This window comes from Bacillus sp. FSL M8-0077, assembly GCF_038050255.1.
Taxonomy (GTDB): domain Bacteria; phylum Bacillota; class Bacilli; order Bacillales; family Bacillaceae; genus Bacillus; species Bacillus altitudinis.
The window spans coordinates 2,879,471-2,904,879 of the sequence record NZ_JBBPAF010000001.1; the positions used below are offsets into that span (position 1 = coordinate 2,879,471).

A 25,409-nucleotide genomic window follows, 5' to 3' on the forward strand; every position below is an offset into this window, starting at 1 on the left:
GGGGGTCAGTCCCCGTTTCCCTGCGCTTTTTTTAACGAATCAAACCGTTCTTTTCTAAATAAGCAAGACTTTGTCTTAAAACATCATCTTTCATAATAAAACTGAAATTTTTATTTTTGGCGATGGATCTTGGTAAGTCTGCGAAAAGAACGGGTCCTTTCGTTTCAAAATACGTGTCCTGCTTGACGAGCCTTTCAATATCAGCGAAATAAATATTTTTGACAATGACTTTCTCTCTGCCAAGCACCTGATATTGACCAATATACGTTAATTCACGAACAACAGCACCCGTCTCTTCGTGAATCTCTCGTATAGCGGCTTGATCTGCTTCTTCATTTGGCTCTACTTTCCCTCCTGGAAATTCGTAGCCACGATCCTCATGTTCAGTAAGCAGCCATTTTCCTTGATAGCGGCAAATGGCCCAAACATGCTTAGGATGACTTGAAAAAGGCTGCTCTTCAAAAGAGAGCTTGACCGTATTATGATAATAGTCTTTAAATACATGCATGTGAAATCCCTCATATCCTGTCCTTGCTTCTTGTAAAACATCATACCACAGATCACATTTCTCTGAAGAATTTTTATGAAAAGTGAAACAAACGAGTGCTTCTCTCTCGTCTGTATGTAAAATAAGTATTCTTGCTAAAACCTTTTTATCATCTCCATCCTCATCCCATTTTAATCATGAAACCTTTTACCCATGATGACGTAAATCAATAAGTGTGTGTCCTACACAGACGAGGAGGAAACCAGCATGAGCATCACAAATGGATCAAAACAAGAAAATAATAAAGCATGGCCGATGAAGCAACATGAGAAAGAAGACGCTTCTCATGGGGCAGTGAAGAAACACCTCATGAAAGGACAGAATTTAGATTTAACAAAAGACAATCCAAACATAGATCAAATTCATATCGGACTTGGCTGGGACTTATCTGGTCAGCCAATTGATTTAGATACGCAAGTGTTTCTCTTAAATGAAGAGGACAAGCTTCTGTCTCCAAAACACCTGATCTATTATCATCAGCAGCAAAGCTTAGATGGAGCTGTTCGCCATTTAGGTGATCATCAGATCGGCGGAGGCCATCGGGACAATGAGATCATCATTATGCAACTGAGCAGAGTCTCACCCGATATTCATAAAATTGTCGTAACAGCCACCATACATGATGCACACGAGCGGGCACATCATTTCGGACAGGTGACCAATGCCTACTTGCGTCTTTCAGATCAAATCACACAACAGGAGATTTGTACCTTTCAGTTAACAGAGAATTATTCATTTTGTACATCCATCATTTGCGTTGAACTAACGAGAGTTGAGGACGAATGGAAAATCACCGCTACCGGACAAGGTACGACACTTGATTTAAACGACTTATGCCGCATCTACGGATTCACATCTTGACGAAGGAAAGGAGCTGGCACAAATGGGATTTCATTTCAACACGATCGAAGAACTGACTTTACAAGCAGAAGGCAGCGGGATCTTTTTTGCCAAAAAAGGCGCTATGATTGCCGATCAAGGCACATTTCAATACCGTAAACGATTACTTGGGACGAATAAAGGTAATATGGTCAGCCAAGTATTTAATCATATGAGCAGAAAATTAACAGGTGAAAATCTTGAAATGATGGAAGTGAGTGGACAAGGTACATGCTACTTGGCTGATTCCAGCGAGCACGTGACCGTCATCAATCTTGAGCCGAACGGTCCTTGGCAGCATGTTAGCGTGGAAAGTGAAGATTTACTTGCCTTTACTGAAGAATGTCACTATGGTGTGACACCAGTAGGCGTTGGGATTTTATCACAGAAAGGGCTATTTACTTCAAAGCTCTCGTATCAAGGTCACGGGGCGCAGGTTGCCATCAAAACAAATGGAAACCCGCTGATTTTAAAAGCACCTTGCCGTGTAGATCCTGACGCTATAGTCGCTTGGACGGGCAAAGCACCGAAAGTCAAATTAGATGTGAACTGGAAAACGTTCATTGGACAAACATCGGGCGAATCCTACTTGTTTGAATTTCATGAGCAGGACCAAATTGTGATTATTCAGCCATCTGAGCGTACATCTGGAATGCGAGTAGGGATAGATGATAACCGGTACAAACCACAGAGTCAGAGCACCTCACACGAAATCACCAACTCACAGCAAGAAAATAGAGGCGGAATCAGTGATTTGATCGGCGGCATCTTACAGCCTCGAAAATAAAAGCATGTAGAATGTCTCTACATGCTTTCAGATCGTTGACAAAAGGCTAAAATGAACTTCATTTTAGCCCTTTGTCTTCGTTTCAGCGTGATAGAAAACCTTTGCAGTCTAGGAAGGACGAGTACTGGCGCGGAACGAATGTCACATTCGTGAGCACCAGCACGAAGGACTGCGGGCGAATGCGAGGGTTTGTCTACACGCTGAGCATGTAGAATGTCTCTACATACTTTTTCAATTCATCAGTCCATTGGTCTCAATAAAGTTCTTTGTCTCTTCGTTACCGAGATCATGGATCATGGCGTAAATCTCTTTTCTTTTCCTATCCATTTCGTCATTTGGACTATCATAATGATATTCCAGAAATGGAACATGCGCCCGAAAGAAACCTTTCCAATCTGTCATATACTGTTCATCAAAATACTCTCTTAACTGCAAAATTTGGTCATCATCTGCTTCTATCTGAAATTGCCAAGCAGCCGCGTCTCTGTGCTGTGAGATCGATCCGTCTTGAACGGATACATAGTATGTGTGTCTCGCCATCTGATTCATCCTTTTTTCCTTTAGTATGACCAGATATGAAGAAATTACGGCTTTTTGCGCAATTTATTTTTAATCATGTCTAACACATCAATAAACAACTGCGGAATGGGAATTCCGAGAGCTTTGGCTGTTGAGACAATCTGGTACGATTCATAAGTAATATAAAAGATGAGCGCTAAATCCTTAATTGTCCCCCCAGTCTTCAGCATGACATCGAAGAAGTGTGCCATGGATATTAAAGAGATCGTCACAACCTTTCGAACAAGCCGTGTCAAAAAACGCTTCATCGTAAGCTGTCCAGTCACAATTTCTCTTAGGCTTGAACAAATTAATTCAATCGCCATGAATGTCACTAATATCATCAGTAAATATCCTGCTCCACCAAACAGAAAGCCCATTGCCGACAAACTGACTGTAAACAACGAAAAGATGCCTAAATCCTTGCTCACTTGGCATCAACATCCTTTCATAGTGGAACTTCTTACCTCAATAGTATATGCCGCATTTGATGAATAGCTTGGACGACAAAAAATAAAGGCATGGTCAGCTGCTCAAAAAACTCGTGAAGCGTATAAAAAGAGCCGCCTGTGATGGCGGCTTTCTTGGTTAAACTCTGACATCAATAAACGTAGCATCTGAATCTTTGGGCTGAACAGCTTGAGGCTGCTGCTGCACTTGATCGAGCATCACCATGGCTTGGGCTGTGTTCGTGGCAAGCTGTGAATTCAATAAACTGATATTAAGTGTTTTTTGAATACTCGCCACTTGCTGGCTCATCATTCCTGCAATTGAGGACATCTTCTCCCCTCCCTTCCCTTTTCTCTTCGGCTGAAAGCCCCATCAATTCAATGGGCTGTCTGTAACAAATCCACAAAAAAAGAATGCCGATCTGTTTGATGATCGACATTCCTTTCACATTCGCTTATCCTAAGTATGCTTTGAGCATCCAGTTGTGTTTTTCAATGGACTGATGAATCGCAAGCAGCATATCACCTGTTGTTTCATCGCCAACTTCTCCAGCCAGCTCCATGCCTTTCTTAAGTTCTTCTGCAATGTTAGAGAAATCATCATACAGATTCTTCACCATTTGCTCGGCTGATTCATTGCCTTCTGCTTCTTGAATGCTAGAAATTTCTAAGCACTCTTTCATTGTCGCAACAGGTTGTCCATTTAATGCGAGCATACGCTCAGCCAAATCATCGATGTAAGTGGCTGTTTCTGTATATAATTCCTCGAATTTTTCATGGAGTGTAAAGAAATCTTTTCCCTTTACATACCAGTGATAGTTATGTAATTTTACGTAAAGCACAGTCCAATCTGCTACTTGTTTATTGACGACGTTTAATAATTTTTCAGACATGTTGATTCCTCCTTATGTAGTTGCGGTTAGTATAGGATTACCCTTTTTTTATTATACTGAAACCTGCCATCATTTTCTTCTATTTTGACCGCATGAAATATATGTTAATATGGAAATAAGGAGGGAGTTAGATGCTGTTACTTGGGATTATCAGCTTTATCATTATCTCAATCGTTGTCTTTTTATCACTGTGGACGACATCAAAGGCTTATGATTACAAGCATAAAGTCGATTCACCACAGGATACTGAACCAAACCAACGTCCTAACCCAAAATAAAACCGCTTTCAATGATGTGAGGTATCTTCTTCTTCAGTAGATGAACTCTCTTTTTTCACATCACCTACATGGATGTTTGTCTTCGGCATATTATGCTGCTGTTTAGCTGTCACATGGACTTGTATGATATAAAGGCCATCTTGTTTGAAGGCTGTATGCAATTCATATACACCTTTCTCCTTTTTATTTGGCTGAATCATCTTGCTGTTATCCTTGTCGCCATCTTTCCACACTTCAAATTCAACATCATCTGCATCATCAACAGGCATATCACCATATGTGACAGCTGCTTTTACGATAACGTTTTCATTTTTCTCCACTTGCTCCGGCCCTGTTAGTTTGACTTCTAATAGCTCAGGCACTTCTCCCTTGTCATTGCTCGCTGCCGAGTTTCCACATGCACTAAGTAATGCGAGCATCAGAATGATTCCTACCATTTTCCGCATTCATGTATCCCCCTTTTTTACTGACATGTCCATTTTAACAAATATCCCCTATTTTAACAGCTCCCGTTTTGTTTCATATAAAAAACCGGACATCTGAGATGTCCGGTTCATCATCTTGCTGATTAACCAAATACTTTTAATAGCTCTTCTTGGTCCTGAGACAGCCAGAAACGCATTAAACGTTTTGCTCCTTCAAGATCATGAAGCTTCGCTTGTCCGCACTGTTCTTCATTTGCAGCAGGAATTTCTGTTACTTCCACTGCATCTTTGAATGTTGCATCAAGTAGTTCAACGATCTCTCTTGGTGTCGGTGCACCGCTGACAACTAAATAGTAGCCAGTCTGGCAGCCCATTGGAGAAATATCAATGATATCAAAGTGATCATATTTCTCTGAATGTGTTCTAATATTAAACGCAAGTAAATGCTCTAGTGTATGAATCGTATCAGGTTTCATTGCCTGCTTATTCGGCTGACAAAAACGAATATCAAATTTGTTCACTTCACCATCTGATCCCACTTTATGAACGCCGCAATGACGAACGTAAGGCGCTTTTACAGCATTATGGTCAAGCTCAAAGCTTTCAACTGAAGGCATTAATCACCACTCCTATAATTGCAATTTCCTATATTATAACATATTGCTCCGACCAGTTTAGTTTATAAAACTTCCCTTCCTTGTCCTTTTTTCTTATACTGTGAAAAGACAGACAAGGAGGAACCTCTATGAAACAAATTTTTATCGGCATCATTCGTTTTTATCAAAAATGTATTTCCCCTCTGACACCGCCGAGCTGCAGGTTTTATCCCACCTGTTCAAACTATGGGCTAGAGGCGATCAAAACGCATGGCGCTTTAAAAGGCGGCTGGCTCACGATTAAGCGAATTTTAAAATGTCACCCGCTGCATCCTGGAGGCATGGATCCAGTCCCACCTAAAAAGGAAAAATAACTTACTTTTCTTCATAACCGTTGACAACTAAGTCAAGCTTACCTGTCCCAGGATCAATCACTAGACCATGTACAGGCACATTAGATGGAAGTAGCGGATGATTTTTAACGACAGATACACTGTCCTTCACACTTTCTTCAACTGAGCTAAAGCTTTTGAGCCACTGTTCAAAATCGATTCCTGAGTATTCCAGTACTTCAATTCGTTTTTCTGGAATACCGCGCTCAACGGCTTTATTTAAAAGGGTTTTGCTGTCTATTTTACTCATCCCGCAATCATGATGCCCGATGACGTATACCTCGTCAGCATTCAATTCATAAACAGCCACTAAAAGGCTTCGCATAATACTTCCAAATGGGTGAGAAACAAGAGCGCCAGCACTTTTGACAATTTTAATATCGCCATTTTTCATGTTCATGGCGCGTGGAAGTAGCTCAACAAGTCTTGTATCCATACATGATAGAATGACAGCTTTTTTCTGTGGAAACTTCGTTGTTGTAAACTCTTCATATCGCTTCTCTTCAATAAACTGTTGGTTATATTCGATGATTTCGTCTAAAAGTTTCATAAGTTTGTCCATTCCTTTTTCTTTTTTTAAAAATAAATATAGCACAATGTTTTAAATTTCGTCACGTTTTGACGTCTATTTTTTTTAGAGGAAACATCTTCTGAAGAAAATTTTTTGTTTTCCTCTTTTCAAATCGTAATTATTACGATACAATAACTCAGGACATTAAATCGTAATCATTTCTATCTAATAGGTTGAGAGGAGACATTCTTAGATGAAAAAAATCTTTTTTATTTTAACAGCTGCTTTATTAGCGGTCAGTCTTGCCGCTTGCTCAAGCAGTGCGGGGACAAATGCTTCAAAAGGAAAAGCAGACGGGAAATTAACTATTTACACGACGATCTTCCCTATTCAAGATTTCACTGAAAAAATTGGCGGCTCTCACGTGAACGCTCAAAGTGTGTACCCTGCCAATGCGGATGCACACAGCTTTGAACCAAGTTCAAAAACGATGGTTGAAATGGCTGAAGGAGATGCCTTTATTTACAGCGGAACAGGCGCTGAAGCATTTGCTGATAAAACGGCTTCTACGTTAAAAGACCAAGGCGTGAAAACAGTGAAAGCAGCCGAAGGCATCAAGCTATTATCAACACAAGAAGAACATGCTCATGAAGAAGGTGAGGATCATGATCACGATCATGAAGGAGAAGATCATGACCATGATGGACACGACCATGGAGATAAAGATCCCCATGCATGGCTAGACCCTGTTTATGCACAGCAAATGGCAAAAAACATTAAAGACACACTCGTTTCACTAGATCCAGATCATAAAGACGAATACACAAAAAACTATGAATCACTAAAAAAAGAATTACAATCATTAGATCAGGAATTCAAAACAACGTTATCTAAAGCAAAACATAAAGAAATTCTCGTTTCTCACGCTGCATACGGCTACTGGGAAAAACGCTATGGCATTGAGCAAATCAGTGTACTAGGACTCTCTGCTTCTGAAGAGCCTTCCCAAAAACAGCTTGAAAATATTGTACAACAGGCAGAAAAGCATCACATCAAGTATGTCATTTTTGAAAATAACGTCAGCAGTAAAGTATCAGATACGATTCGCAGTGAAATTGGGGCAAAAAGCCTTACACTGAAAAATCTAGAATCCATTACAGAAGATGATGCTAAAAATGGCGAAAGCTATGTCAGCTTAATGAAACAAAATTTAAACACATTAAAAACAGCTTTAAATGTTGAATGAATTCATGAACCCCGTGCGATCAGCCGGGGTTTTTTACTGCACAAAAAAACACACCATGATCGGGACTGCCCCCATAAGATGAGACAAATAAAAAACACCTTCAAGTTTGAAAACGGATCGTTGTGATCCGAAATAAAACATGGAGGTGTTTTTTCTATGGGGACAAGAGTGAGTTATCCGGTTGAAGTCAAACAGAAGGCTGTAGAAATGAGATTGGCAGGCGTACCTATGAAAGAGATCATGCAGAAATTGAATATCAAGAATAAGACGCAGGTTCAGACATGGGTGAGGTGGCATAAGGCTGGGGATACACACCGGTTCGAACAGCCTGTTGGAAAACAATATACCTATGGAAAGGGTCCCGAGTACTCTTCCGAATTAGAGAGACTGCAGGCAGAAAATCGCTATTTGAGTCAACAGAATGAAGTTTTAAAAAAGTACAACGAATTGGAAAGGAAGTTGATAAGGAAACGTCAATCAAACTGGTAGAAGAATTGTGCAAAACGATGACAGTACAGGACATCTGTGTCCATTTAGGCATCTCACGCACTTCGTACTATAGATGGAAAAAGGATCTGACTCAGAATCATTCTAAAAGACAACTAGAGAAACAAATCGGCACGTTGTGCCGAAAGCACAAATATCGATATGGTTATCGAAAAATCACAGCCATACTAAAAAGGAGAATGCGTATTAACCATAAAACTGTTCAACGTATCATGCAGAAAAACCAGTGGCAATGCCGGGTTAAAATGAAAAAGCGTAAGAAGAATGGGCAGCCCTATGCCGTGGCCGGTAATATACTGGATCGGAACTTTCAGTCTGATCGCCCTCTTGAAAAACTAGTAACGGACATCACGTATTTGCCTTATGGACAGAAACAATTGTACCTTTCCAGTATATTGGATTTATATAATGGAGAAGTGATTGCTTTTACGATTGGTGATAAGCAGGACACAGACTTTATCTTAAACACACTTAATCAGCTCCCAGCACTGCCTGAGAATTGCGTGTTACATAGCGATCAAGGTTCTGTGTATACATCTTACGAGTATCAGAAAGCTGTTCATATAAAAGGCATTACCATGAGCATGTCCCGTAAAGGGACGCCCGCTGATAATGCCTCCATCGAATCGTTTCATTCCTCACTAAAGTCTGAAACGTTCTATCTTAACAGGATTGACCGCACTACGACCAACATCGTAGAACGCACTGTCAAAGAATACATTTATTATTATAACAACATTCGTATTCAAACGAAACTAAACAACCAATCACCGATAAACTATCGGCAATTGGCTGTATAAAGGTGTTTTGATCCCTGTCTCAAAAACGGGGGTCAGTCCCATCAGGTGTGTTTCTTTGTTTACATTTGATATTTTTTCTTAAACTGCTCCGCTCTGCCGCCTTTTTCTCCGAATTTCTGGCGTCCTGTATAAAATGGATGCGTATCAGAGCTTGTCTCTACTTTAATGACAGGATAAGTCTTCCCATCTTCCCACTCTATGGTCTCATGTGATGTCTTTGTTGATCTACTTAAGAAGCGGTAACCGCTGTTTACGTCCATAAATACAACTTCATGTGAGGTTGGATGAATATCTCTTTTCAATGTCAAAACTCCCTTCATCATTAAAACGTAACGATTACGTTTTATAATTATATTCTACTCCCTCTTTTACAACTTGTCAAAAAACAAGCTTTCTTAGTCAGGAAGAATAATCTAAAAATGGTGGAGAATAATAAACACCATAAAAAGAGATGCGATAAGAAAGGCGGAGAAAAAATTGACTGATCTCGTTTTAGCTAGAAGTCTGTTCGGCACAACAATGGGCTTCCATATTATTTATGCCTCGCTTGGCGTAGGCATCCCGCTAATGATTTTGTTAGCTGAACTCATCTTTCAAAAAACGAAGGACCCGCATTATGCCATCATGGCCAAACGATGGACAAAAGCGCAGGCTGTTCTGTTAGGGGTCGCCATTCCAACCGGTACCATTGCTGGTACGCAGCTTGCCCTTCTATGGCCTGGTTTTATGGAGGTCATCGGAAAGGTCATGTCACTGCCATTTCAAATAGAAATTTATGCTTTCTTTATTGAAGCATTATTTATGTCTATTTATGTGTACGCAGCAGATCGTTTATCACCAGCCATGCGCATCATTACCGTTATTTTCGTTGTCATTGGTGCAGCAGCTTCAGCGATTCTCATTACAAACGTACATGCTTTTGAAGGAACACCCGCTGGCTTTCAAATGGTCAATGGAGAAATAACGAATATCGAACCTTGGAAGGCCTTTTTCAATCCAAGTTTTGTTGTCACTGCTACACATGTAGTACTGTCTGCTTTTACAACAGGCGCTTTTGTCATTGCTTCTGTCGCTGCATTTAAAATGTTGAAAACAAGAAAAAACGAAAAGCTCTATACCTTTCATCGAAAAGCCCTTTTTCTTGGACTGATTGTAGGCGGACTTTTCTCTTTTCTCACAGCCTTAAACGGTCACGAATCAGCTCAGCTTCTGTATGAATATCAGCCTGAAAAATTAGCGGGTGCTGAAGGTTTATTTGAAACGCAATCGCATGCGCCTCTGGCCATTGGCGGTTTTACTGATGCCAATACGCAAGAAATCAAAGGAGCTATCGAAATCCCTTGGGCGCTTAGTTTTCTTGCAGGAAATAGCTTTGATACTGTGGTTAAAGGGTTAAATGATTTTCCTAGGGACGAGTGGCCGCCTTTATTTATTCACACATTATTTAACGGAATGGTCATTATCGGCTCATTGCTCATTTTCTTTGCTGTGTTAGCATTGTTTTACCGCAAAATTTTAAAACGCGAACATTATCCAAAATGGCTGCTTGTCCTTTATTTATTTGGCGGGCCCCTTAGTCTCTTGGCGATTGAATTTGGCTGGATCTTTGCCTGTACAGGCCGTCAGCCATGGGTGATTTATCGAATGCTCAAAACCTCTGAAGTCGTCACATCATCAGGATCTATCGGTACACTTTTCATCCTTTTTGCCATTGTCTATCTCATTTTAGGCATCGCAACTGTGATTGTACTGACGTACTACTTTAGAAAACATTCAATTGAAGAAGACTTACGGTTAACAGAATCTTAAAAAGGGAGCGATCTTGATGCAAATGGATGTAACAACTGATGCACTCATTGCAATCACCATCTTATGGGGATTCGTGTTTATCTATGCAGTGATGGCATCAATGGATTTCGGTGCAGGATTTTGGTCAATGATTTACATGAACAAAGAGCAGACAAAGGCCGCAAATATCGCAAATAAGTATCTTTCTCCAACTTGGGAAGTAACAAACGTGTTCATTGTAGCCATCGTCGTTGCCTTGTTTAGCCTGTTTCCAGGTGCAACATTTGTGCTAGGCACTGTTCTATTAATACCTGGCAGCATTATTTTATTGCTTCTTGCACTGCGAAGCGGATTTCTCGTCTTCTCTCATTCACTGCCTAAAAAATATAGAAAGGCCGTTACATATATTTCAGGAATTAGCGGCTTTATTATTCCGTCCATTCTCATCATGGTTCTCCCCATTACACATGGTGGATTCATCTTTCAGAAGAATAATGTCTACTCATTAGATTTAGGATTGGTCTTTACAAGCGCAAATGTCTATTCTTTCGTAGGTTTTGCGATTTTCAGTACCCTTTTCCTCTCATCTTTGCTGTTAGCTGATTTTTCTAATGTTGCAAACGAAGATGAGGCTTATAACATTTATAGAAGAGGAGCACTGATTACGGGTCCACTTTCTCTCATGATGGCTTTCTTTATCATGCTCACACTGCGAAGTGAGGCCAATTGGCTGTTCACAAAAATGATGCAGAACATCCCGATCCTTCTTGTTTCTCTACTCATGTTTTTGCTTGCAGGTTTGTCTCTATTTTTACCAAACAGTCGCTTTAAGCATCGGAAAGGGAGACCACGTTTAGCGGTTATCGCCATTACAATTCAATATTTCTTAGCAAGCTATGTGTATGGACATGCGCATTTGCCCTATATGGCCTATCCGGATATTACCATCATGTCTGGGTTTACAGATCCCGTCACATTTAGGGCATTATTTATTACGTATATTGTAGGGTTTATCATCCTATTCCCTGGATTTTACTTCTTCTGGAAATTGTTTATGAAGGATAAGCGTTATATTCGTCAAGAAGATTAACATGAATGAACGACCCGTTCTTCGGTTACATTAATAGATGAAAGACATACTCAAAAGGAGGTCATCTGTATGAGTCAAAAAATCCTTTGTGAAGTAAACAACTGTTCCTACTGGAATGCTGGAAATCGTTGTGGTGCAGATGCAATTTATGTCGTCAGCCATACAGGAAATACGGCTGAGAAAAGTGAAGAAACTGACTGTAAAACGTTTAAACCTCAAGATCTTTAAGTCTCATTACAGGAGGCGCTTCGCTTTGAAAAACGATCGGCTTGCTCAAACGTTTCTTGAAGAAATTCAGGACGCGGACGAGGCTGCATTTTATCAAGCAGCTCACTCCTTTTTAAACCTTTGGGATTATGAATACGGACATGTTTCCGACATGCCCAATGACATGCACCAGTATATTGGACAGCTTGCTTACGACAGCGGGCTTGTAGAAGAGTAAAGAAAGAGCGGATGACCGCTCTTTCTTTTTGTTCAGACAGGAAGGAAAAACTTTCCTCAACTATACAGTGGTTCTATTGACGGTGCAAATAACTATTCGTTCGTTTTCATTTCACAAAATCATGTTTTGTGAACACATCAATTTTATCTGAGAAAGAACGAAGCGCTTGATAATCAACTTCTACGCCCATACCTGGAGAACGAGGCACCTCAATAAACCCATTTTCAACTTTGATTTCAGGAAAAATGATATCCTGCTCCCAATATTTTGACGACGCTGAAATATCCCCCGGAATCGTAAATTGCGGAAGTGATGCAAGTGCCACATTCTGCGCGCGGGAAATACCTGTTTCAATCATTCCTCCACACCATAACAGAATCTGACGCTCCTTACAGAACGCATGAATTTTAAGTGCTTCTGTCAGCCCTCCAACTCGTGAAGGCTTCACATTAATAATCTGACAGCTTCCAAGTTCTACAGCTTTTCTCGCATCGTCTAAAGAACAAATACTTTCATCCAAACAGATCGGTGTTTTTAAATGCTTTTGCAAATGCCGATGATCGACAATGTCATCTGCGGCTAAAGGCTGTTCAATCATTAATAAACGAATGTCGTCGAGCTGCTTCAGTTTGCTAATATCCTTTAATTCATAAGCAGAGTTTGCGTCCGCCATTAACGGAAGGTGAGGGAAAGACTCTCTTATCTTTTGCAGAAGTCCAATATCTTGTCCCGGCTTAATCTTCACCTTCACACGCTGATAGCCTTGATCAACAAACTGCTCGATTTGCTGAATCATGTCATCAATTGGTCCTAACCCCGCAACAACACCAGATGGAATTCGATCTCTAGTACCACCTAAGACGTCACGTAAGGACTTATTTTCTCGCTTCGCATAAATATCCCAAACCGCTGCTTCAATTCCCGCCTTGGCCATTCTATTACCTTTAAAATGATACAAGCTGTCTGGTATGTCCGAAGGATGTGTAAAAGATCGAGTCAGCACATTCGGGATAAAGAAAGCCCTCAGCATGTGATAGCAGGTCTCGATGGTTTCTTCTGTATACCACGGAGAAGAGAAAGCAGATACCTCTCCCCAACCAGTTAATCCCGTTTGATCTTTGACCTCGACAATAATAAACTCACGCTCTGAAATGGTCCCAAGGCTCGTTGTAAACGGCTGTTTGAGTTTCATCGTGACATGATATAAGATCACACGTTCAATTTGAATCATCTAAAAACCCCTTTGATTTGAGTCTGTGCCTCTGCAATTTATTCGACGCATTCCTTGGCAGCTCATCCACAAAGTGAAAAGCGGCGGGCCATTTATACTTGGCTAATTGCGACTGACATAAAGCATAGAGCTCATTCTCTGGTATTTGGTCATCTGTCACTAGGAAGGCAGCAGGCACCTCTCCCCATTTTTCATCATACTTACCCGTCACTCCGGCTTCCTTTACATTTGGATGTGTTAAAAGAACTGCTTCAATTTCTGCTGGATAAATATTCTCTCCGCCAGAAATAATTAAGTCTGACCGCCGATCAAGCACAAATAAGAATCCGTCCTCATCTACATAGCCAATATCCCCCGTTTTCAGCCAGCCCTGCTCAAATGCAGCAGCGGTTGCCTCTTGACGATAAAGGTAGCCTTTCATGACATTTGCACCTTTTACCATGATTTCACCATGCTCAAAAGGACGACACGGGCGTTCCCCATGTTGAATCTTTAGTTCACACCCAAATAGAGGTTTTCCCGCTGATCCAAGCTTTTCCATACTAAATTCGGGCGCAAGTGTCACAATTTGTGAGCAAGTCTCCGTCATACCGTACGATTGAAACACAGGAAATCCTTTCTCCTTACTCTCTTGAAGCATCGCATAAGGCGCAGGACCTCCCCCTAACAGCAGGCAACGCAAAGATGATGGACATTCTTCAAGTCCACTTAATAAACGGGACAGCATGGTTTGAACAACTGACAACATCGTCACTCGATGCTGTTCAATAGCATTCTTGACTTCATCGACATCAAACTTTTGATGAAGCACGACAGTCATACCGTATATGACAGATTTAAATATAGCGGATAAACCGCTTATATGAAAAAGAGGCAAGGCAATGAGCCAGCGGTCGTCCTCCCTGATCCCTAAGTTCAATGCCGAGGAAACAGCACTATGAAAATGATTGCCAAACGTTTGCTCCACCCCTTTAGGGCGTCCTGTCGTTCCAGATGTATACATAATAGTCGCCGTCTCATTTAAATCAATATCATGTACGACCTTCTTTTCCATATCATGAACTGCATCAGGTAAAGTCTCTATTGTATAAACAGGTAAATCACCATGATGCTCATTTTCATATGCAGGCTCTGTTAATAAAGCCATGACTTTCGCATCTTCCAGCTGAAAACGTCTCTCTGCTTTTGTTAACTTATTGTTCAATAACACAATCTTGAAGCCTAATAAAAAACAAGCGTGAACAAGCATGACCATGTGAGGATGGTTATTCATTAAAATCGCAACCGTATCCCCTTTTTTAAAAGATGCACGTGTCAGTCGATTTGCAAGTTGGTCTACATCTTTCGCTAAATCACGAAATGTCCACTCGTTGTCTTGATAAATGAGTGCGACCCGGTCTGGCGTTAAATACGCACGGTGCAGCAGCCAATTCGGTTGCTTCATCATGACACCTCCTTTTCATAAAAGAAAACAGCTCAGTCTGATGCACTAAGCTGTTTTCATCCATATCATTGAATCAAGGGAAACGAGGGAACTGACCGAAGTCTGGCTTCCGTTTTTCCTTAAAGGAATCGCGTCCTTCTTTTGCTTCATCTGTTGTGTAATAAAGAAGGGTCGCATCTCCTGCAAATTGCTGAATACCAGCTAATCCATCTGTGTCAGCATTAAATGCAGCTTTCAAGAATCGTAAAGCAGTCGGGCTCTTTTCTAGCATTTCCTCACACCACTTCACTGTTTCTTCTTCCAGCTGTTCTAATGGTACAACTGTGTTGACAAGTCCCATATCAAGCGCTTCTTGTGCATTGTATTGACGGCATAAGTACCAGATTTCTCTTGCTTTCTTATGACCCACAATACGTGCAAGATAGCCAGATCCATAACCAGCGTCAAAGCTGCCCACTTTTGGTCCTGTTTGTCCAAAAATCGCATTGTCTGCTGCAATGGTGAGGTCACACACGATATGAAGCACATGTCCGCCGCCAATCGCATAGCCCGCCACCATCGCAATAACTGGTTTTGGAATGACACGAATTAAACGCTGTAAGTCTAGAACGTTTAGACGCGGAATTTGATCGTCTCCTACATAGCCGCCATGACCGCGTACTTTTTGGTCTCCACCTGAACAGAATGCTTTTCCTCCAGCACCTGCAAGGACAATGACACCAACATCTGAATTGTCACGAGCACGTGAGAATGCATCAATTAATTCACTTACGGTCTTTGGTGTAAATGCATTATGTACATGCGGACGATTAATGGTGATTTTTGCAATTCCATTATACGTTTCATATAAAATTTCGTCATACTGACGCTCAGTTTGCCATTCAATAGCCATCAATATTTCCTCCTCTAATCTTGCGATAAAATAAACTCACTTACTATTTTACCAAAAAAATGTGGTTGTTCCACATGAACTGTATGCCCGGCATGCTCTGCTACTGTGAATTGACTGTATTCAAGCGCCTGCTGCATACGTTTGGCGATGTGACAGAACTTTTTATCAAGTGTTCCGCAAATGAGTAAAACGGGCTGTTTTATCTGTTCTAATGCTTCCCACATAGACGGCTGTGAACCGGTTCCTATACCTTCTAAGCTGCGAGCTAGTCCGTTAGGATCGGCTTTTAGCCTGCCCTCTCTCAGTTGCGTTAGCCTGTCCGCTGGCAAGGATTTCTGTGAAGCAAACAGCGGAATGTTCTCCCAAAAATCCACAAACTGAGCTAATCCTTCATGTCTGATCTTTTGAGCAAGCTGATGATCATGATTCAGCCTGGCCATCCGCTCTTTGAAAGAGTTCAGCCCTGGAGATGTACTCTCAAGAATCAGCTTGTTTACACGTTCTGGATAACGGGAGGCAAATGATAAAGCAATACGCCCTCCCATAGAATATCCGAGAATGTTCACTTTGTGAAGCTTTAATTGATCTAAAATCTCAGCAAGATCTGCCAGCTGCTGGGACATTGCATATCTTCTTATACTCTTTGGTGAGTCTGTGTGGCCATGTCCAAGCAAGCTGACTTGAATCAATCTCGTATGTTTATCTGTATAAGTATTCAAAAAAGCCCAAGAAGCTGCACTCCCTGTAAAGCCATGTAAACATAACGTGGCATTTTCAGCAGATGGGTTATGGTCTAGCACCTCATACGCCACACCATCATGCATTCGTATTATGAGTGAAGGCATTCTTTTTTCACTTCCCTCAATATCTCGTCCATCATTTGGCGATGTTTGCCTACGCGAGAATGCCGGTCAGTTTCAATTTCAATTAAATGAAGCCCAGGTTCTTGAATATGTGCCAAGTACACATTTTTTAACTCTTCTTTCGTTGTCGGCTTCGAATAGGTTCCCCCATATAGCTTTGATGCATACTCAAAATTCAACCCAGTCGGCGTACCAAAGAGTTTTTCATAATACGGTTCATCGGATGCCTGCGGAAGGAAAGAAAAGATTCCTCCTCCATCATTGTTTAACAACACAACCGTGAGCGGAATGTCCATTAGCTTAGCTGCAAGAAGACCGTTCATATCATGGTAAAAAGACAAATCACCGATGACCAAGGTAATGGGTTGTTTCAAGGCTGCATATGTTCCAAGAGCTGTGGACACAACACCATCAATGCCATTTGCTCCACGATTCGCCATCATTCGAAACGGTTTTGACTGCGTTTCAAAAAATGTATCGACATCTCGAATAGGCATACTATTTCCGATAAAGAGCACACTCTCTTTGGGCAAAAGGTGCTGCAGCTGACGATACACATTTCCCTCAAATGTCAGGTCCTCATCATTGTATTGATTTGCATGCATTCTAAAAGAAGAATTAACACTCTGCCAGCGTCGTAAGTAAGATGTATCTTGACGCTTTTCCGCTCTATTCAAGACTTCTTCTACAAAAGAGGCTGCATGACTTTCAATCATGTATGATGCGCTTAAACCAGGATCTCGATAACCACCCGCAGCATCGACGACAATCTGCTTCACTTCCGCATGCTTTTCCAGCCACTTAAATAAAGGCTTAGACACAGGCATCGGTCCAAAACGAATGACCATTTCAGGCAAGAGGTGCTCCTGCAATGCCTTATCTTTTAACAAAGAATCGTATGCATCTATGATGTATTCTTCACTTTCATGTCCATTTCGCAAAAGAGAAAGTGGGTCAGCTAAAATTGGCAGATGCAAAGCTTTTGCAAGACGTAACACTGACGCCTGCTCTTCCGGCGAGTGAAGTTCACCAGCAACAATGATTCCTTTTGCCGCTTTGTTCATGATAGACACTAATTCTGACATAACCCAATCATCCGGACGAGCTTGACCTGCTGCTAATACTTTATTTGCGGCTCCTTCTTCTCTATCAAAAGGATCAATAGACAAGTCAGGTAACAACGGTTCTCTCAGCGGCACATTCACTTGAACTGGTCCCTTTGGCTCCTGCATTGACACATGACTTGCCCTAGCAGCAGCAGTTTGAACATATCGAAGCATCGTTTGGCTTTCTTCTGGCAAGGCCAAGTCTGTGAACCATTTAACAAACTTACCGAATAAGAATTGCTGATCAATCGCTTGAGGTGCCCCAACCTCCCTCAATTCGTGCGGCCGATCAGCAGTTAAAACAATCAGTGGTACCCGGGAATAATGTGCCTCGACAACGGCTGGATAAAAGTTAGCAGCTGCCGTACCTGATGTACAAATGAGTAGCACTGGTGTTTGGCTCGCTTTCGCAAGACCCAGTGCATAAAAAGCAGCAGACCGTTCATCCACTAACACATGGACATTGATTTCTTGATGGGCAAGAGCCAGCATCGCAAGCGGTGTTGAACGGGAGCCAGGACAAACAACTGCCTCCTTCACACCACTTTGCACAAATTCATCCATTAATCTGCCAATATATGTTGTCATAATTTGATTATTCAATAGGATGACCCCCAAGAGCAGACAGCATTGGTCTTAATTTCACTTGCGTTTCCTCATACTCCTGTTTTGCAAGGGAATCCTCTACAATTCCACATCCAGCAAACAAACGAACTTGGTCTTCCTCAATCAGACCTGATCGAATGGCTACAGCAAATTCTCCATTGTCTTTAGAATCAATCCAACCCACTGGCGCCGCATACCAACCGCGTTTCAGCGGTTCGATTTCACGAATCACCTCAACCGCTTTTTCCTTAGGATATCCTCCAAGCGCTGGTGTTGGATGAAGCTGTTCAATTAATGAAAAGAGTGAACAGCTGCTTTTGATTTCTCCCACAATGGGTGTAAATAAATGCTGAATGTTTTTCGTTTTATAAAGACTTGGTTGGTTTGGCTTATGCACATGATGGCAGTTTGCTTCAAATGCCTGCTCAATCATATTTACGACAATTTGATGTTCAATCAAATTTTTCTCATCATGAAGCAGTTCCTCACCTAGTGCCTGATCTTCTACTTCATTTTGACCACGTACAATGGAACCTGCCAAACAGGATGAAAAAACTTCACCGCCGCTTTTTTTCACTAAACGTTCAGGCGTCGCCCCGACAAACGCTTGTCTTCCCTGCTCTATAGCAAATACATAACTCGTTGTTTGATGTCTTAGTAATTCTGCTAATAGTGGAGCGAGTTCTATTTGATTTTTATAGTGAAGCAAGACTTCTCTTGCTAAAACAACCTTTTCATATTCGTTCACACGAATGTGTTCTGTCGCTTCATGGATTGCTTTCATCCATTCCTGGACATCTAATTCTTCCATATGAACAAGCTCAGCTTGTCCATGATTTCTGGCAGGCAATGCATCAAAATTAGAAGCTTTCTGTTCTAACTCTTGAATGAGCTGATGAACATTTCCGTCCACCTCGTTCCATTCATTGATCGTTAGAAACGTGCCTTCTTTTGAAACAGTCAGCATCATCGATGGCACAAAAAAATGAGCCTCGCCAAATGCTTCCCAGTGACGCGCCTTCTCTTCATATGGATCAAATGAAAATCCTCCAAATAAAAGCGGACCAACTGCCGCTTGCTTTAACTCCTTCTCATCATGAAAATGGAACATATGCTGTTTCAGCTGTTCCCATTCTTGATGGACGATATTGAATCGTTCTTTGCCTTGCTCTGATGATTTAATCACGGCCGCTCTCCCAAGTCCAGAAAATATCATTTGGCTTTCTGGATCAGACCAAAAAAACCGCTCGCCTAAAAAATCCGCTTCGCCGCTTTGGAAAAAGGCAAGAGGATCCAGATCGTCAACTCTTCTGGAGTAGCTTATCAAAACAGCATGGTTGACGTTATTCGCTTCTTCTAATGTCGCAAGCGCTTCCTGCCGGAAAGTACTTTGCACTGTTGTCACCATGATACATTCCTCCAAAATCCATGAAATAACATATAAAATAAAACCATCATGTAAAAAAATACATGAACATTCGAGTATGTCGAATGACCTGCTTTTCTATTATAAACCTTAACAGATGAACTTAGTAAAGAAAACAGCTTTTAAAACCTCGAATCCTTATTATATCACGCTTTCAAGATTTTTTCGCTCCCGCTTATTGAAATGAGAACATCTCATGAAAAATGGTAAGACCTGTTCAAAGATCAAGCTTTCTCTCTAGATGGGAACGATTAGCAAACATCTTTTTCTTCTTTCATCGCATCAATATATTGACACCTTTTTGAACTTTGCTAAACTGGAATTTGGACGTGTACGTATTTTTGTATTTAAAGGAGTATATTTTATGCAGCATCAATCGATATCAGATCAGCTTTCACCAATTAAGCCTGATAAAAACTGGCGTATTTGGTGGAATTTACTACGACCGCATACATTAACAGCGGCATTTATTCCCGTTACTTTAGGAACTGTCTTAGCACTTCCGAGTGGTCAAATACATGTTGGGCTATTTTTAGCTATGCTATTTGCATCGATGTTTATCCAAATTGCAACGAACATGTTTAATGAGTACTTTGATTATGTCCGCGGATTGGACAACGAGAAATCTGTCGGTATCGGCGGAGCGATAGTAAGAAACGGTGTAAAACCAAAAACAGTTTTAGGCCTCGCTTATGCCTTATTCGCGCTTTCTTTATTACTTGGGATCTATATTTGCATGATGTCTAGCTGGTGGATTGCACTCATAGGACTGGTTTGTATGGCAGCAGGCTATTTTTATACCGGCGGCCCTGTACCAATTGCTTATACACCATTTGGAGAACTTGTATCAGGTGCTTTTATGGGACTAGGCATCATTTTAATTAGTTTCTATATCCAAACAGGAACATTGACATCAAAAGCTGTGCTCATTTCATTACCCATCTCTATTTTAGTTGGTGCCATCTTACTGTCGAACAATATCCGTGATTTAGACGGTGATAAAGAGAATGGACGAAAAACACTTGCTATCCTAGCTGGACGTAAAGCGGCAGTCAACATCCTGCTTTCCATGTTTGTGATCTCATATGTACTCATTTTTGTTTATATCTTTATGGATATCGTGGGTCTTTGGAGTCTTCTTGTCTTACTCAGTGTGCCAAAAGCTTATACAGCCATTAAAGAATTTAAGCAAAAAGTAAAACCAATTGAATTAATGAATGCCATGAAGTCGACAGCACAAACCAATACGTTTTTTGGTTTCCTGTTAACGATCGCATTGATCTTACAATACTATTTCGCATAACATTAAAACGCCTGCAGCCGCAGGCGTTTTTTATTGAAGAATTGCTTCAAATTGGCACAAGTCTTACATGAAAACTTGCTCATACTAACAATATGTTTGATATGAAAGGGTGATCGCTTTGTTGTCTAAAAACGAATTACATCAGTTGAAGCAGCGACTTCTCGATGAAAAACAAGAAATTGAAGCCAAAAGCCATGACGATGAACAAAAAGTATCATTTCCTTATGATTCAGTGGGTGAACTGTCAGCCTATGATAACCACCCTGGCGATCAAGGGACAGAACTATTCGAACGCGGAAAAGACATTGCCTTAAACAGTTTGGAACATGAGCACCTATCCGATATCAATGAAGCACTCCAAGCAATGGCAGACGGCTCTTATGGTTTGTGTAAAGTGTGTAAAGCCCCTATTCCTAAAGAGCGCTTAGAAGCCCTTCCCACCGCTGTCACATGCACAGAGCATTCCAAAGAACAGACTGTTTCACAAAACCGTCCCATTGAAGAGGACTTATTAAGTCCGCCCTCAGGGCAATTTGAAAATGAAGAAAGTGCTGCATATGATGGCGAAGATGCCTACCAAGATGTAGAACGCTATGGAAACTCTGATACCCCATCCGATATGGAATTTCCTCCATTGACATACGATGATGTCTATACACAATCAGAAGATGAAGATGATGTGGAAGACTATGAAGGGTTCGCAGCTGCTGATATTGAAGGTAAAGCAAGCAAGGTCTATCCAAATAAAGCACACGAAGCTTATGAAGAAGCATTAGATGAAGAAGGTGTCATGACGGTGTTTGGTGACTTGAAGCCGTACGAAGAAGAACCTTATACTAAAAAAAATCATTAGTCCCCACATATTGGGGGCTTGATGTTTATATCATGTAATAATTGGGAAATAAGTTGAAGAGTGAATTGATTGGGAGGAGATTTCTGAATGGCTAAAAAAAGTATCATTTGGGCGGTTATCGTCTTCTTTATTACATACGCATTATTTTCTATTGCAGGGTTCCTGTTCCCTATCGACAGAGAATGGTATGACGCACTAAATAAACCTGAATGGACACCTAGTGGTGGTGTCATCGGTGCAGTCTGGGCTGTCTTATTCGCCCTCATTTCGTTATCTGCCGCCATCATTTATGCAAAGTATGGTTTTCAAAAAATCACATTACCCTTTTGGATCCTTTTTCTTTTAAATTATGTATTCAATCAAGCTTTTAGCTTTTTTCAATTTACACAAAAAGATTTATTTGCAGCTACGATTGACTGCCTGCTAGTGGCACTGACAGCACTCGCACTTGTCATCGTCTCACGTAAACTAAGCAATGTTGTTCCAATTTTATTGATTCCCTATGTTTTATGGGGATTCTTTGCGACATACTTGTCTTATACGATCTATTCCATGAATATGTAAGAAAAGACCGCTATGATGATATTATCCCCTCTAAGTAGACAGTGTAAAAAGCCCAAGAACATATCTTGGCTGTTACACTATACTTGGAGGGGATTTTTTATGGCGAGAAAAGGACAACAATTTCAACAATATTCTAAAGAATTTAAGATGAAAGCTGTCAAAATGTACGAAGAAGGAAACAAAAGTTATCAGTCATTGTCTGAAGAATTAGGTATCAAAAGCTCCACTCAGTTAAAAAGTTGGGTCAGAAAATTTCGTGAGGGGCAATCTTTTGAAGATCAAAGAGGAAAACATACAAAGTCAGAAAATCCTTTTAACGGACGTCCCAAGTTCATGTTTAAAAATGTGGAAGAAGAAAGAGATTATTTAAAGGCACAGGTAGAATACTTAAAAAAGCGTTATCCAAATCTACACGGAGAGGATGGATTTTAAAGAATGTGAGGTTTGAAGTTGTTCACGAATTAAAGAGTTTTTTTCCGTTGACATGGCTCGTCTGCATCGCCAAAGTATCACGATCTGGGTACTATAAATGGCGTAAGAATCAAAAGATTCGAATGGAACGACAACTGAAAGAACAAATCCTCAAAGAACACATCATGGCCATTCATCATTCAAGACCCTTCTATGGCTATCCTCGGGTGACAATCGCTTTAAAGAAAGAAGGATTTCGCATCAACCATAAGCGTGTCTACAGGTTGATGAAAGAGATGAACATCCAATCAATCATTCGAAAAAAACGGCGGTATTTCGGAAGACAAGCTTCGGTTGTCCATCCAAACAGATTAAACCGAAAATTTAAAGCCAATCAATACAATCAGCTATATGTGACTGATATTACCTATATCGCTTGCCAGCATCACTTTTATTATCTTTCAGCTATACAAGATCTATACAACAATGAAATCGTCGCATGGAAACTGTCAAAACGAAATGATCTTGAACTGGTCATGGAGACATTAAAGAACTTGACATCCCTGCGGGATGTCAAAGGAGCCCTACTTCATTCAGATCAAGGATTTCAATACACAACAAAAGCATATCAAAAGCGACTAGAAAACGTTGGTTTGAAGGGCAGTCATTCCCGAAGGGGAAACTGCCTGGATAATGCCTGTATCGAATCATTTTTCTCCCATCTCAAAACAGAGAACACTTACTTTTCTTCGTGTCAAACGGAAGAAGAGCTTCATAAAAGCATAGAAGATTACATTCAATTCTATAATCACGATCGATTTCAGAAAAAATTAAACCAGTGTGCTCCGGTAGAATACCGTCACACACTGGCAGGTTAGGCTTTTTATAATTGTCTACTTGACAGGGGTAAGACCATGATGGCGGTCTTTCGTTTTGCGGAAAATAAAAAAGAGGTCTTTATTAGACCTCTTTAAAAAATGACCCGTACGGGATTCGAACCCGTGTTACCGCCGTGAAAGGGCGGTGTCTTAACCGCTTGACCAACGGGCCAGAAAAATGGCGGAGAAGGAGGGATTTGAACCCTCGCGCCGCTTGCGCGACCTACACCCTTAGCAGGGGCGCCTCTTCAGCCACTTGAGTACTTCTCCATTTGGCTCCGCAGGTAGGATTCGAACCTACGACCGATCGGTTAACAGCCGATAGCTCTACCACTGAGCTACTGCGGAAAGTCATGGTGGGCCTGAGTGGACTCGAACCACCGACCTCACGCTTATCAGGCGTGCGCTCTAACCAGCTGAGCTACAGGCCCATGAACGATATGCAAATGGAGCGGGTGATGGGAATCGAACCCACGACATCAGCTTGGAAGGCTGAGGTTTTACCACTAAACTACACCCGCAAAAATATGTATGGGGCGATTGATGGGAATCGAACCCACGAGTGCCAGAGCCACAATCTGGTGCGTTAACCACTTCGCCACAACCGCCATACTGATATTTATTTATAAAAGTGGCTCGGGACGGAATCGAACCGCCGACACACGGATTTTCAGTCCGTTGCTCTACCAACTGAGCTACCGAGCCATGTATTCATTTGAAAATGGCGGTCCGGACGGGACTCGAACCCGCGACCTCCTGCGTGACAGGCAGGCATTCTAACCAACTGAACTACCGGACCAATAGAGAAAAAATTTGGTTGCGGGGGCAGGATTTGAACCTGCGACCTTCGGGTTATGAGCCCGACGAGCTACCGAACTGCTCCACCCCGCGATGATATTATTTTTAAAAAATATGGCGGAGGAAGAGGGATTCGAACCCCCGCGGGCTTTGACACCCCTGTCGGTTTTCAAGACCGATCCCTTCAGCCGGACTTGGGTATTCCTCCGTATAGATGGTGGACCTTGTAGGACTCGAACCTACGACCGGACGGTTATGAGCCGTCTGCTCTAACCAACTGAGCTAAAGGTCCTTTATAGCGGCGGAGGGGATCGAACCCCCGACCTCACGGGTATGAACCGTACGCTCTAGCCAGCTGAGCTACACCGCCATGATATAAAATAACCTTTGAAAAAGTGGAGCCTAGCGGGATCGAACCGCTGACCTCCTGCGTGCAAGGCAGGCGCTCTCCCAGCTGAGCTAAGGCCCCATAAAAGATGGTCGGGAAGACAGGATTCGAACCTGCGACCCCTTGGTCCCAAACCAAGTGCTCTACCAAGCTGAGCTACTTCCCGATCTTAATGGCGCGCCCGAGAGGAGTCGAACCCCTAACCTTTTGATCCGTAGTCAAACGCTCTATCCAATTGAGCTACGGGCGCTTATTTTATAATGCCGAGGGCCGGACTTGAACCGGCACGGTAGTCACCTACCGCAGGATTTTAAGTCCTGTGTGTCTGCCAATTCCACCACCCCGGCGTGGATGGTATAAGCGGAAGACGGGATTCGAACCCGCGACCCCCACCTTGGCAAGGTGGTGTTCTACCACTGAACTACTTCCGCATTACAGGATTTCTTTATGTTGTT

Annotated in this window: 29 protein-coding genes and 17 tRNA genes; 14 read left to right on the forward strand and 32 right to left on the reverse strand. The window is 41.6% G+C overall.

Translation table 11 applies throughout. From position 1 onward, the window contains the following. Window positions 1-31 precede the first annotated feature (31 nt). Window positions 32-508, reverse strand: a complete 477-nt coding sequence (gene ytkD / locus NST57_RS14875) for an RNA deprotection pyrophosphohydrolase (RefSeq protein ID WP_008342951.1) — start codon at window positions 506-508, stop codon at window positions 32-34. Window positions 509-754: 246 nt separating this feature from the next. On the opposite strand from ytkD, the gene NST57_RS14880 reads away from it, so the two are divergent. Both NST57_RS14880 and NST57_RS14885 read left to right on the forward strand, forming a co-directional pair. Then, the gene (locus NST57_RS14880; RefSeq protein WP_142155808.1) at window positions 755-1,408 is read left to right on the forward strand and encodes a TerD family protein; all 654 of its coding nucleotides are present in this window, start codon (window positions 755-757) and stop codon (window positions 1,406-1,408) included. A gap of 22 nt (window positions 1,409-1,430) precedes the next feature. After that, complete coding sequence (locus NST57_RS14885) at window positions 1,431-2,213, forward strand: AIM24 family protein (protein WP_142155809.1); 783 nt, start codon at window positions 1,431-1,433, stop codon at window positions 2,211-2,213. 231 nt (window positions 2,214-2,444) lie between these two features. Here the strand turns inward: NST57_RS14885 and NST57_RS14890 are convergent, their stop codons facing one another. The 4 genes from NST57_RS14890 to NST57_RS14905 form a co-directional block, all read right to left on the reverse strand. Next, a complete protein-coding gene (locus NST57_RS14890; RefSeq protein WP_142155810.1) occupies window positions 2,445-2,753 on the reverse strand; it encodes a hydrolase in 309 nt (102 codons plus the stop codon). A gap of 44 nt (window positions 2,754-2,797) precedes the next feature. Beyond that, window positions 2,798-3,202 (reverse strand): phage holin family protein, encoded by a 405-nt coding sequence (locus NST57_RS14895; RefSeq protein WP_142155811.1) that lies wholly within the window; start codon window positions 3,200-3,202, stop codon window positions 2,798-2,800. 157 nt (window positions 3,203-3,359) lie between these two features. Further along, on the reverse strand, window positions 3,360-3,551 hold the full coding sequence (locus tag NST57_RS14900) for a hypothetical protein (RefSeq protein WP_008342942.1): 192 nt from the start codon (window positions 3,549-3,551) through the stop codon (window positions 3,360-3,362). A gap of 124 nt (window positions 3,552-3,675) precedes the next feature. Beyond that, window positions 3,676-4,113: a Dps family protein gene (locus NST57_RS14905; protein WP_142155812.1), complete on the reverse strand. Its 438-nt coding sequence runs from the start codon at window positions 4,111-4,113 to the stop codon at window positions 3,676-3,678. Window positions 4,114-4,244: 131 nt separating this feature from the next. Between NST57_RS14905 and ytzI the strand changes: the two genes are divergently transcribed. After that, complete coding sequence (gene ytzI, locus NST57_RS14910) at window positions 4,245-4,391, forward strand: YtzI protein (RefSeq protein ID WP_142155813.1); 147 nt, start codon at window positions 4,245-4,247, stop codon at window positions 4,389-4,391. 8 nt (window positions 4,392-4,399) lie between these two features. Here ytzI and NST57_RS14915 read toward each other — a convergent pair whose 3' ends face one another. Together NST57_RS14915 and NST57_RS14920 are read right to left on the reverse strand one after the other, a co-directional pair. Continuing rightward, on the reverse strand, window positions 4,400-4,837 hold the full coding sequence (locus NST57_RS14915) for a FixH family protein (protein WP_142155814.1): 438 nt from the start codon (window positions 4,835-4,837) through the stop codon (window positions 4,400-4,402). A gap of 122 nt (window positions 4,838-4,959) precedes the next feature. Continuing rightward, complete coding sequence (locus tag NST57_RS14920) at window positions 4,960-5,433, reverse strand: S-ribosylhomocysteine lyase (RefSeq protein WP_008342935.1); 474 nt, start codon at window positions 5,431-5,433, stop codon at window positions 4,960-4,962. 128 nt (window positions 5,434-5,561) lie between these two features. Here NST57_RS14920 and yidD point away from each other — a divergent pair, with 128 nt between their 5' ends. Beyond that, a complete protein-coding gene (yidD, locus tag NST57_RS14925) occupies window positions 5,562-5,786 on the forward strand; it encodes a membrane protein insertion efficiency factor YidD (protein WP_008342933.1) in 225 nt (74 codons plus the stop codon). A 1-nt stretch (window position 5,787) separates the two neighbouring features. Here yidD and NST57_RS14930 read toward each other — a convergent pair whose 3' ends face one another. Beyond that, window positions 5,788-6,354 (reverse strand): carbonic anhydrase, encoded by a 567-nt coding sequence (locus NST57_RS14930; RefSeq protein ID WP_142155815.1) that lies wholly within the window; start codon window positions 6,352-6,354, stop codon window positions 5,788-5,790. Window positions 6,355-6,568: 214 nt separating this feature from the next. Here NST57_RS14930 and NST57_RS14935 point away from each other — a divergent pair, with 214 nt between their 5' ends. After that, on the forward strand, window positions 6,569-7,561 hold the full coding sequence (locus tag NST57_RS14935) for a metal ABC transporter solute-binding protein, Zn/Mn family (protein WP_341298782.1): 993 nt from the start codon (window positions 6,569-6,571) through the stop codon (window positions 7,559-7,561). 156 nt (window positions 7,562-7,717) lie between these two features. Beyond that, a protein-coding gene (locus NST57_RS14940) for an IS3 family transposase (protein ID WP_142152928.1) occupies window positions 7,718-8,868 on the forward strand; the annotation gives its coding sequence in 2 pieces (ribosomal slippage) (window positions 7,718-7,991 and window positions 7,991-8,868; 1,152 coding nt in all). Window positions 8,869-8,927: 59 nt separating this feature from the next. On the opposite strand, the gene NST57_RS14945 is transcribed toward NST57_RS14940, so the two are convergent. After that, a complete protein-coding gene (locus tag NST57_RS14945; protein ID WP_008342927.1) occupies window positions 8,928-9,170 on the reverse strand; it encodes a type B 50S ribosomal protein L31 in 243 nt (80 codons plus the stop codon). 175 nt (window positions 9,171-9,345) lie between these two features. On the opposite strand from NST57_RS14945, the gene NST57_RS14950 reads away from it, so the two are divergent. The 4 genes from NST57_RS14950 to NST57_RS14965 all read left to right on the forward strand — a co-directional run bounded on the left by NST57_RS14950 (window position 9,346) and on the right by NST57_RS14965 (window position 12,191). Further along, the gene (locus NST57_RS14950; RefSeq protein WP_035391038.1) at window positions 9,346-10,677 is read left to right on the forward strand and encodes a cytochrome ubiquinol oxidase subunit I; all 1,332 of its coding nucleotides are present in this window, start codon (window positions 9,346-9,348) and stop codon (window positions 10,675-10,677) included. Window positions 10,678-10,699: 22 nt separating this feature from the next. Next, complete coding sequence (locus NST57_RS14955; RefSeq protein ID WP_341299229.1) at window positions 10,700-11,746, forward strand: cytochrome d ubiquinol oxidase subunit II; 1,047 nt, start codon at window positions 10,700-10,702, stop codon at window positions 11,744-11,746. Between the two features lie 69 nt (window positions 11,747-11,815). Then, window positions 11,816-11,974 (forward strand): DUF1540 domain-containing protein, encoded by a 159-nt coding sequence (locus NST57_RS14960; protein WP_008360682.1) that lies wholly within the window; start codon window positions 11,816-11,818, stop codon window positions 11,972-11,974. Between the two features lie 25 nt (window positions 11,975-11,999). Then, a complete protein-coding gene (locus tag NST57_RS14965) occupies window positions 12,000-12,191 on the forward strand; it encodes a hypothetical protein (protein ID WP_017358376.1) in 192 nt (63 codons plus the stop codon). Between the two features lie 106 nt (window positions 12,192-12,297). Here the strand turns inward: NST57_RS14965 and menC are convergent, their stop codons facing one another. From menC to NST57_RS14995, 6 genes are all read right to left on the reverse strand, one after another. Then, complete coding sequence (menC, locus tag NST57_RS14970) at window positions 12,298-13,422, reverse strand: o-succinylbenzoate synthase (RefSeq protein ID WP_142155818.1); 1,125 nt, start codon at window positions 13,420-13,422, stop codon at window positions 12,298-12,300. Then, window positions 13,409-14,869: an o-succinylbenzoate--CoA ligase gene (locus tag NST57_RS14975; RefSeq protein WP_341298783.1), complete on the reverse strand. Its 1,461-nt coding sequence runs from the start codon at window positions 14,867-14,869 to the stop codon at window positions 13,409-13,411. Before NST57_RS14975 ends, menC begins: the two co-directional genes overlap by 14 nt. A 70-nt stretch (window positions 14,870-14,939) precedes the next feature. After that, complete coding sequence (gene menB, locus NST57_RS14980; protein WP_142155820.1) at window positions 14,940-15,758, reverse strand: 1,4-dihydroxy-2-naphthoyl-CoA synthase; 819 nt, start codon at window positions 15,756-15,758, stop codon at window positions 14,940-14,942. Between the two features lie 14 nt (window positions 15,759-15,772). Continuing rightward, the gene (gene menH, locus NST57_RS14985) at window positions 15,773-16,603 is read right to left on the reverse strand and encodes a 2-succinyl-6-hydroxy-2,4-cyclohexadiene-1-carboxylate synthase (protein ID WP_142155821.1); all 831 of its coding nucleotides are present in this window, start codon (window positions 16,601-16,603) and stop codon (window positions 15,773-15,775) included. Next, window positions 16,588-18,330 (reverse strand): 2-succinyl-5-enolpyruvyl-6-hydroxy-3-cyclohexene-1-carboxylic-acid synthase, encoded by a 1,743-nt coding sequence (gene menD / locus NST57_RS14990; RefSeq protein ID WP_341298784.1) that lies wholly within the window; start codon window positions 18,328-18,330, stop codon window positions 16,588-16,590. Before menD ends, menH begins: the two co-directional genes overlap by 16 nt. After that, on the reverse strand, window positions 18,323-19,741 hold the full coding sequence (locus tag NST57_RS14995; protein ID WP_142155823.1) for an isochorismate synthase: 1,419 nt from the start codon (window positions 19,739-19,741) through the stop codon (window positions 18,323-18,325). Before NST57_RS14995 ends, menD begins: the two co-directional genes overlap by 8 nt. 382 nt (window positions 19,742-20,123) lie before the next feature. Between NST57_RS14995 and NST57_RS15000 the strand changes: the two genes are divergently transcribed. The 4 genes from NST57_RS15000 to NST57_RS15015 all read left to right on the forward strand — a co-directional run bounded on the left by NST57_RS15000 (window position 20,124) and on the right by NST57_RS15015 (window position 23,768). Next, window positions 20,124-21,062, forward strand: coding sequence for a 1,4-dihydroxy-2-naphthoate polyprenyltransferase (locus NST57_RS15000; protein ID WP_142155824.1), 939 nt, complete (start codon window positions 20,124-20,126; stop codon window positions 21,060-21,062). Between the two features lie 118 nt (window positions 21,063-21,180). Next, window positions 21,181-21,915, forward strand: coding sequence for a TraR/DksA C4-type zinc finger protein (locus tag NST57_RS15005; protein ID WP_341298785.1), 735 nt, complete (start codon window positions 21,181-21,183; stop codon window positions 21,913-21,915). A gap of 87 nt (window positions 21,916-22,002) precedes the next feature. Beyond that, entirely contained in the window at window positions 22,003-22,479 is a 477-nt protein-coding gene (locus tag NST57_RS15010) for a TspO/MBR family protein (RefSeq protein ID WP_008342900.1), read from the forward strand. Window positions 22,480-22,578: 99 nt separating this feature from the next. Next, window positions 22,579-23,768 (forward strand): IS3 family transposase gene (locus NST57_RS15015; RefSeq protein WP_445818773.1). Its coding sequence is split into 2 segments (ribosomal slippage): window positions 22,579-22,867 and window positions 22,867-23,768, totalling 1,191 coding nucleotides; the frame shifts between segments, so codons are not numbered across the junction. Window positions 23,769-23,868: 100 nt separating this feature from the next. On the opposite strand, the gene NST57_RS15020 is transcribed toward NST57_RS15015, so the two are convergent. The 17 genes from NST57_RS15020 to NST57_RS15100 all read right to left on the reverse strand — a co-directional run bounded on the left by NST57_RS15020 (window position 23,869) and on the right by NST57_RS15100 (window position 25,385). Continuing rightward, window positions 23,869-23,940: transfer RNA gene (locus NST57_RS15020), tRNA-Glu, on the reverse strand. Window positions 23,941-23,947: 7 nt separating this feature from the next. Beyond that, window positions 23,948-24,038 (reverse strand) — tRNA-Ser (locus NST57_RS15025). A 3-nt stretch (window positions 24,039-24,041) separates the two neighbouring features. Beyond that, window positions 24,042-24,116: transfer RNA gene (locus NST57_RS15030), tRNA-Asn, on the reverse strand. 6 nt (window positions 24,117-24,122) lie between these two features. Continuing rightward, a tRNA-Ile gene (locus NST57_RS15035) sits at window positions 24,123-24,199 on the reverse strand. A gap of 16 nt (window positions 24,200-24,215) precedes the next feature. Next, window positions 24,216-24,289, reverse strand: a tRNA-Gly gene (locus NST57_RS15040). An 11-nt stretch (window positions 24,290-24,300) separates the two neighbouring features. Further along, window positions 24,301-24,376, reverse strand: a tRNA-His gene (locus NST57_RS15045). Between the two features lie 24 nt (window positions 24,377-24,400). Then, window positions 24,401-24,473 (reverse strand) — tRNA-Phe (locus NST57_RS15050). Window positions 24,474-24,490: 17 nt separating this feature from the next. After that, window positions 24,491-24,567, reverse strand: a tRNA-Asp gene (locus tag NST57_RS15055). A 15-nt stretch (window positions 24,568-24,582) separates the two neighbouring features. After that, window positions 24,583-24,659, reverse strand: a tRNA-Met gene (locus NST57_RS15060). A 22-nt stretch (window positions 24,660-24,681) separates the two neighbouring features. Beyond that, a tRNA-Ser gene (locus NST57_RS15065) sits at window positions 24,682-24,774 on the reverse strand. A 7-nt stretch (window positions 24,775-24,781) separates the two neighbouring features. After that, window positions 24,782-24,858: transfer RNA gene (locus tag NST57_RS15070), tRNA-Ile, on the reverse strand. 4 nt (window positions 24,859-24,862) lie between these two features. After that, a tRNA-Met gene (locus NST57_RS15075) sits at window positions 24,863-24,936 on the reverse strand. 26 nt (window positions 24,937-24,962) lie between these two features. Beyond that, window positions 24,963-25,035, reverse strand: a tRNA-Ala gene (locus tag NST57_RS15080). An 8-nt stretch (window positions 25,036-25,043) separates the two neighbouring features. Next, window positions 25,044-25,120: transfer RNA gene (locus tag NST57_RS15085), tRNA-Pro, on the reverse strand. A 7-nt stretch (window positions 25,121-25,127) separates the two neighbouring features. Further along, window positions 25,128-25,204: transfer RNA gene (locus NST57_RS15090), tRNA-Arg, on the reverse strand. Window positions 25,205-25,215: 11 nt separating this feature from the next. Next, window positions 25,216-25,301, reverse strand: a tRNA-Leu gene (locus tag NST57_RS15095). Between the two features lie 12 nt (window positions 25,302-25,313). After that, window positions 25,314-25,385 (reverse strand) — tRNA-Gly (locus NST57_RS15100). Window positions 25,386-25,409 lie beyond the last annotated feature (24 nt).

Excerpts from the sequence above, each read along its gene's own strand:
- ytkD (WP_008342951.1), bottom strand. The coding sequence starts at position 508 with ATGCATGTATTTAAAGACTATTATCATAATACGGTCAAGCTCTCTTTT.
- NST57_RS14880 (WP_142155808.1), top strand. The coding sequence starts at position 755 with ATGAGCATCACAAATGGATCAAAACAAGAAAATAATAAAGCATGGCCG.
- NST57_RS14885 (WP_142155809.1), top strand. The coding sequence starts at position 1,431 with ATGGGATTTCATTTCAACACGATCGAAGAACTGACTTTACAAGCAGAA.
- NST57_RS14890 (WP_142155810.1), bottom strand. The coding sequence starts at position 2,753 with ATGGCGAGACACACATACTATGTATCCGTTCAAGACGGATCGATCTCA.
- NST57_RS14900 (WP_008342942.1), bottom strand. The coding sequence starts at position 3,551 with ATGTCCTCAATTGCAGGAATGATGAGCCAGCAAGTGGCGAGTATTCAA.
- NST57_RS14905 (WP_142155812.1), bottom strand. The coding sequence starts at position 4,113 with ATGTCTGAAAAATTATTAAACGTCGTCAATAAACAAGTAGCAGATTGG.
- ytzI (WP_142155813.1), top strand. The coding sequence starts at position 4,245 with ATGCTGTTACTTGGGATTATCAGCTTTATCATTATCTCAATCGTTGTC.
- NST57_RS14915 (WP_142155814.1), bottom strand. The coding sequence starts at position 4,837 with ATGCGGAAAATGGTAGGAATCATTCTGATGCTCGCATTACTTAGTGCA.
- NST57_RS14920 (WP_008342935.1), bottom strand. The coding sequence starts at position 5,433 with ATGCCTTCAGTTGAAAGCTTTGAGCTTGACCATAATGCTGTAAAAGCG.
- yidD (WP_008342933.1), top strand. The coding sequence starts at position 5,562 with ATGAAACAAATTTTTATCGGCATCATTCGTTTTTATCAAAAATGTATT.
- NST57_RS14930 (WP_142155815.1), bottom strand. The coding sequence starts at position 6,354 with ATGAAACTTTTAGACGAAATCATCGAATATAACCAACAGTTTATTGAA.
- NST57_RS14935 (WP_341298782.1), top strand. The coding sequence starts at position 6,569 with ATGAAAAAAATCTTTTTTATTTTAACAGCTGCTTTATTAGCGGTCAGT.
- NST57_RS14955 (WP_341299229.1), top strand. The coding sequence starts at position 10,700 with ATGGATGTAACAACTGATGCACTCATTGCAATCACCATCTTATGGGGA.
- NST57_RS14960 (WP_008360682.1), top strand. The coding sequence starts at position 11,816 with ATGAGTCAAAAAATCCTTTGTGAAGTAAACAACTGTTCCTACTGGAAT.
- menC (WP_142155818.1), bottom strand. The coding sequence starts at position 13,422 with ATGATTCAAATTGAACGTGTGATCTTATATCATGTCACGATGAAACTC.
- NST57_RS14975 (WP_341298783.1), bottom strand. The coding sequence starts at position 14,869 with ATGATGAAGCAACCGAATTGGCTGCTGCACCGTGCGTATTTAACGCCA.
- menB (WP_142155820.1), bottom strand. The coding sequence starts at position 15,758 with ATGGCTATTGAATGGCAAACTGAGCGTCAGTATGACGAAATTTTATAT.
- menH (WP_142155821.1), bottom strand. The coding sequence starts at position 16,603 with ATGCCTTCACTCATAATACGAATGCATGATGGTGTGGCGTATGAGGTG.
- NST57_RS14995 (WP_142155823.1), bottom strand. The coding sequence starts at position 19,741 with ATGGTGACAACAGTGCAAAGTACTTTCCGGCAGGAAGCGCTTGCGACA.
- NST57_RS15000 (WP_142155824.1), top strand. The coding sequence starts at position 20,124 with ATGCAGCATCAATCGATATCAGATCAGCTTTCACCAATTAAGCCTGAT.
- NST57_RS15010 (WP_008342900.1), top strand. The coding sequence starts at position 22,003 with ATGGCTAAAAAAAGTATCATTTGGGCGGTTATCGTCTTCTTTATTACA.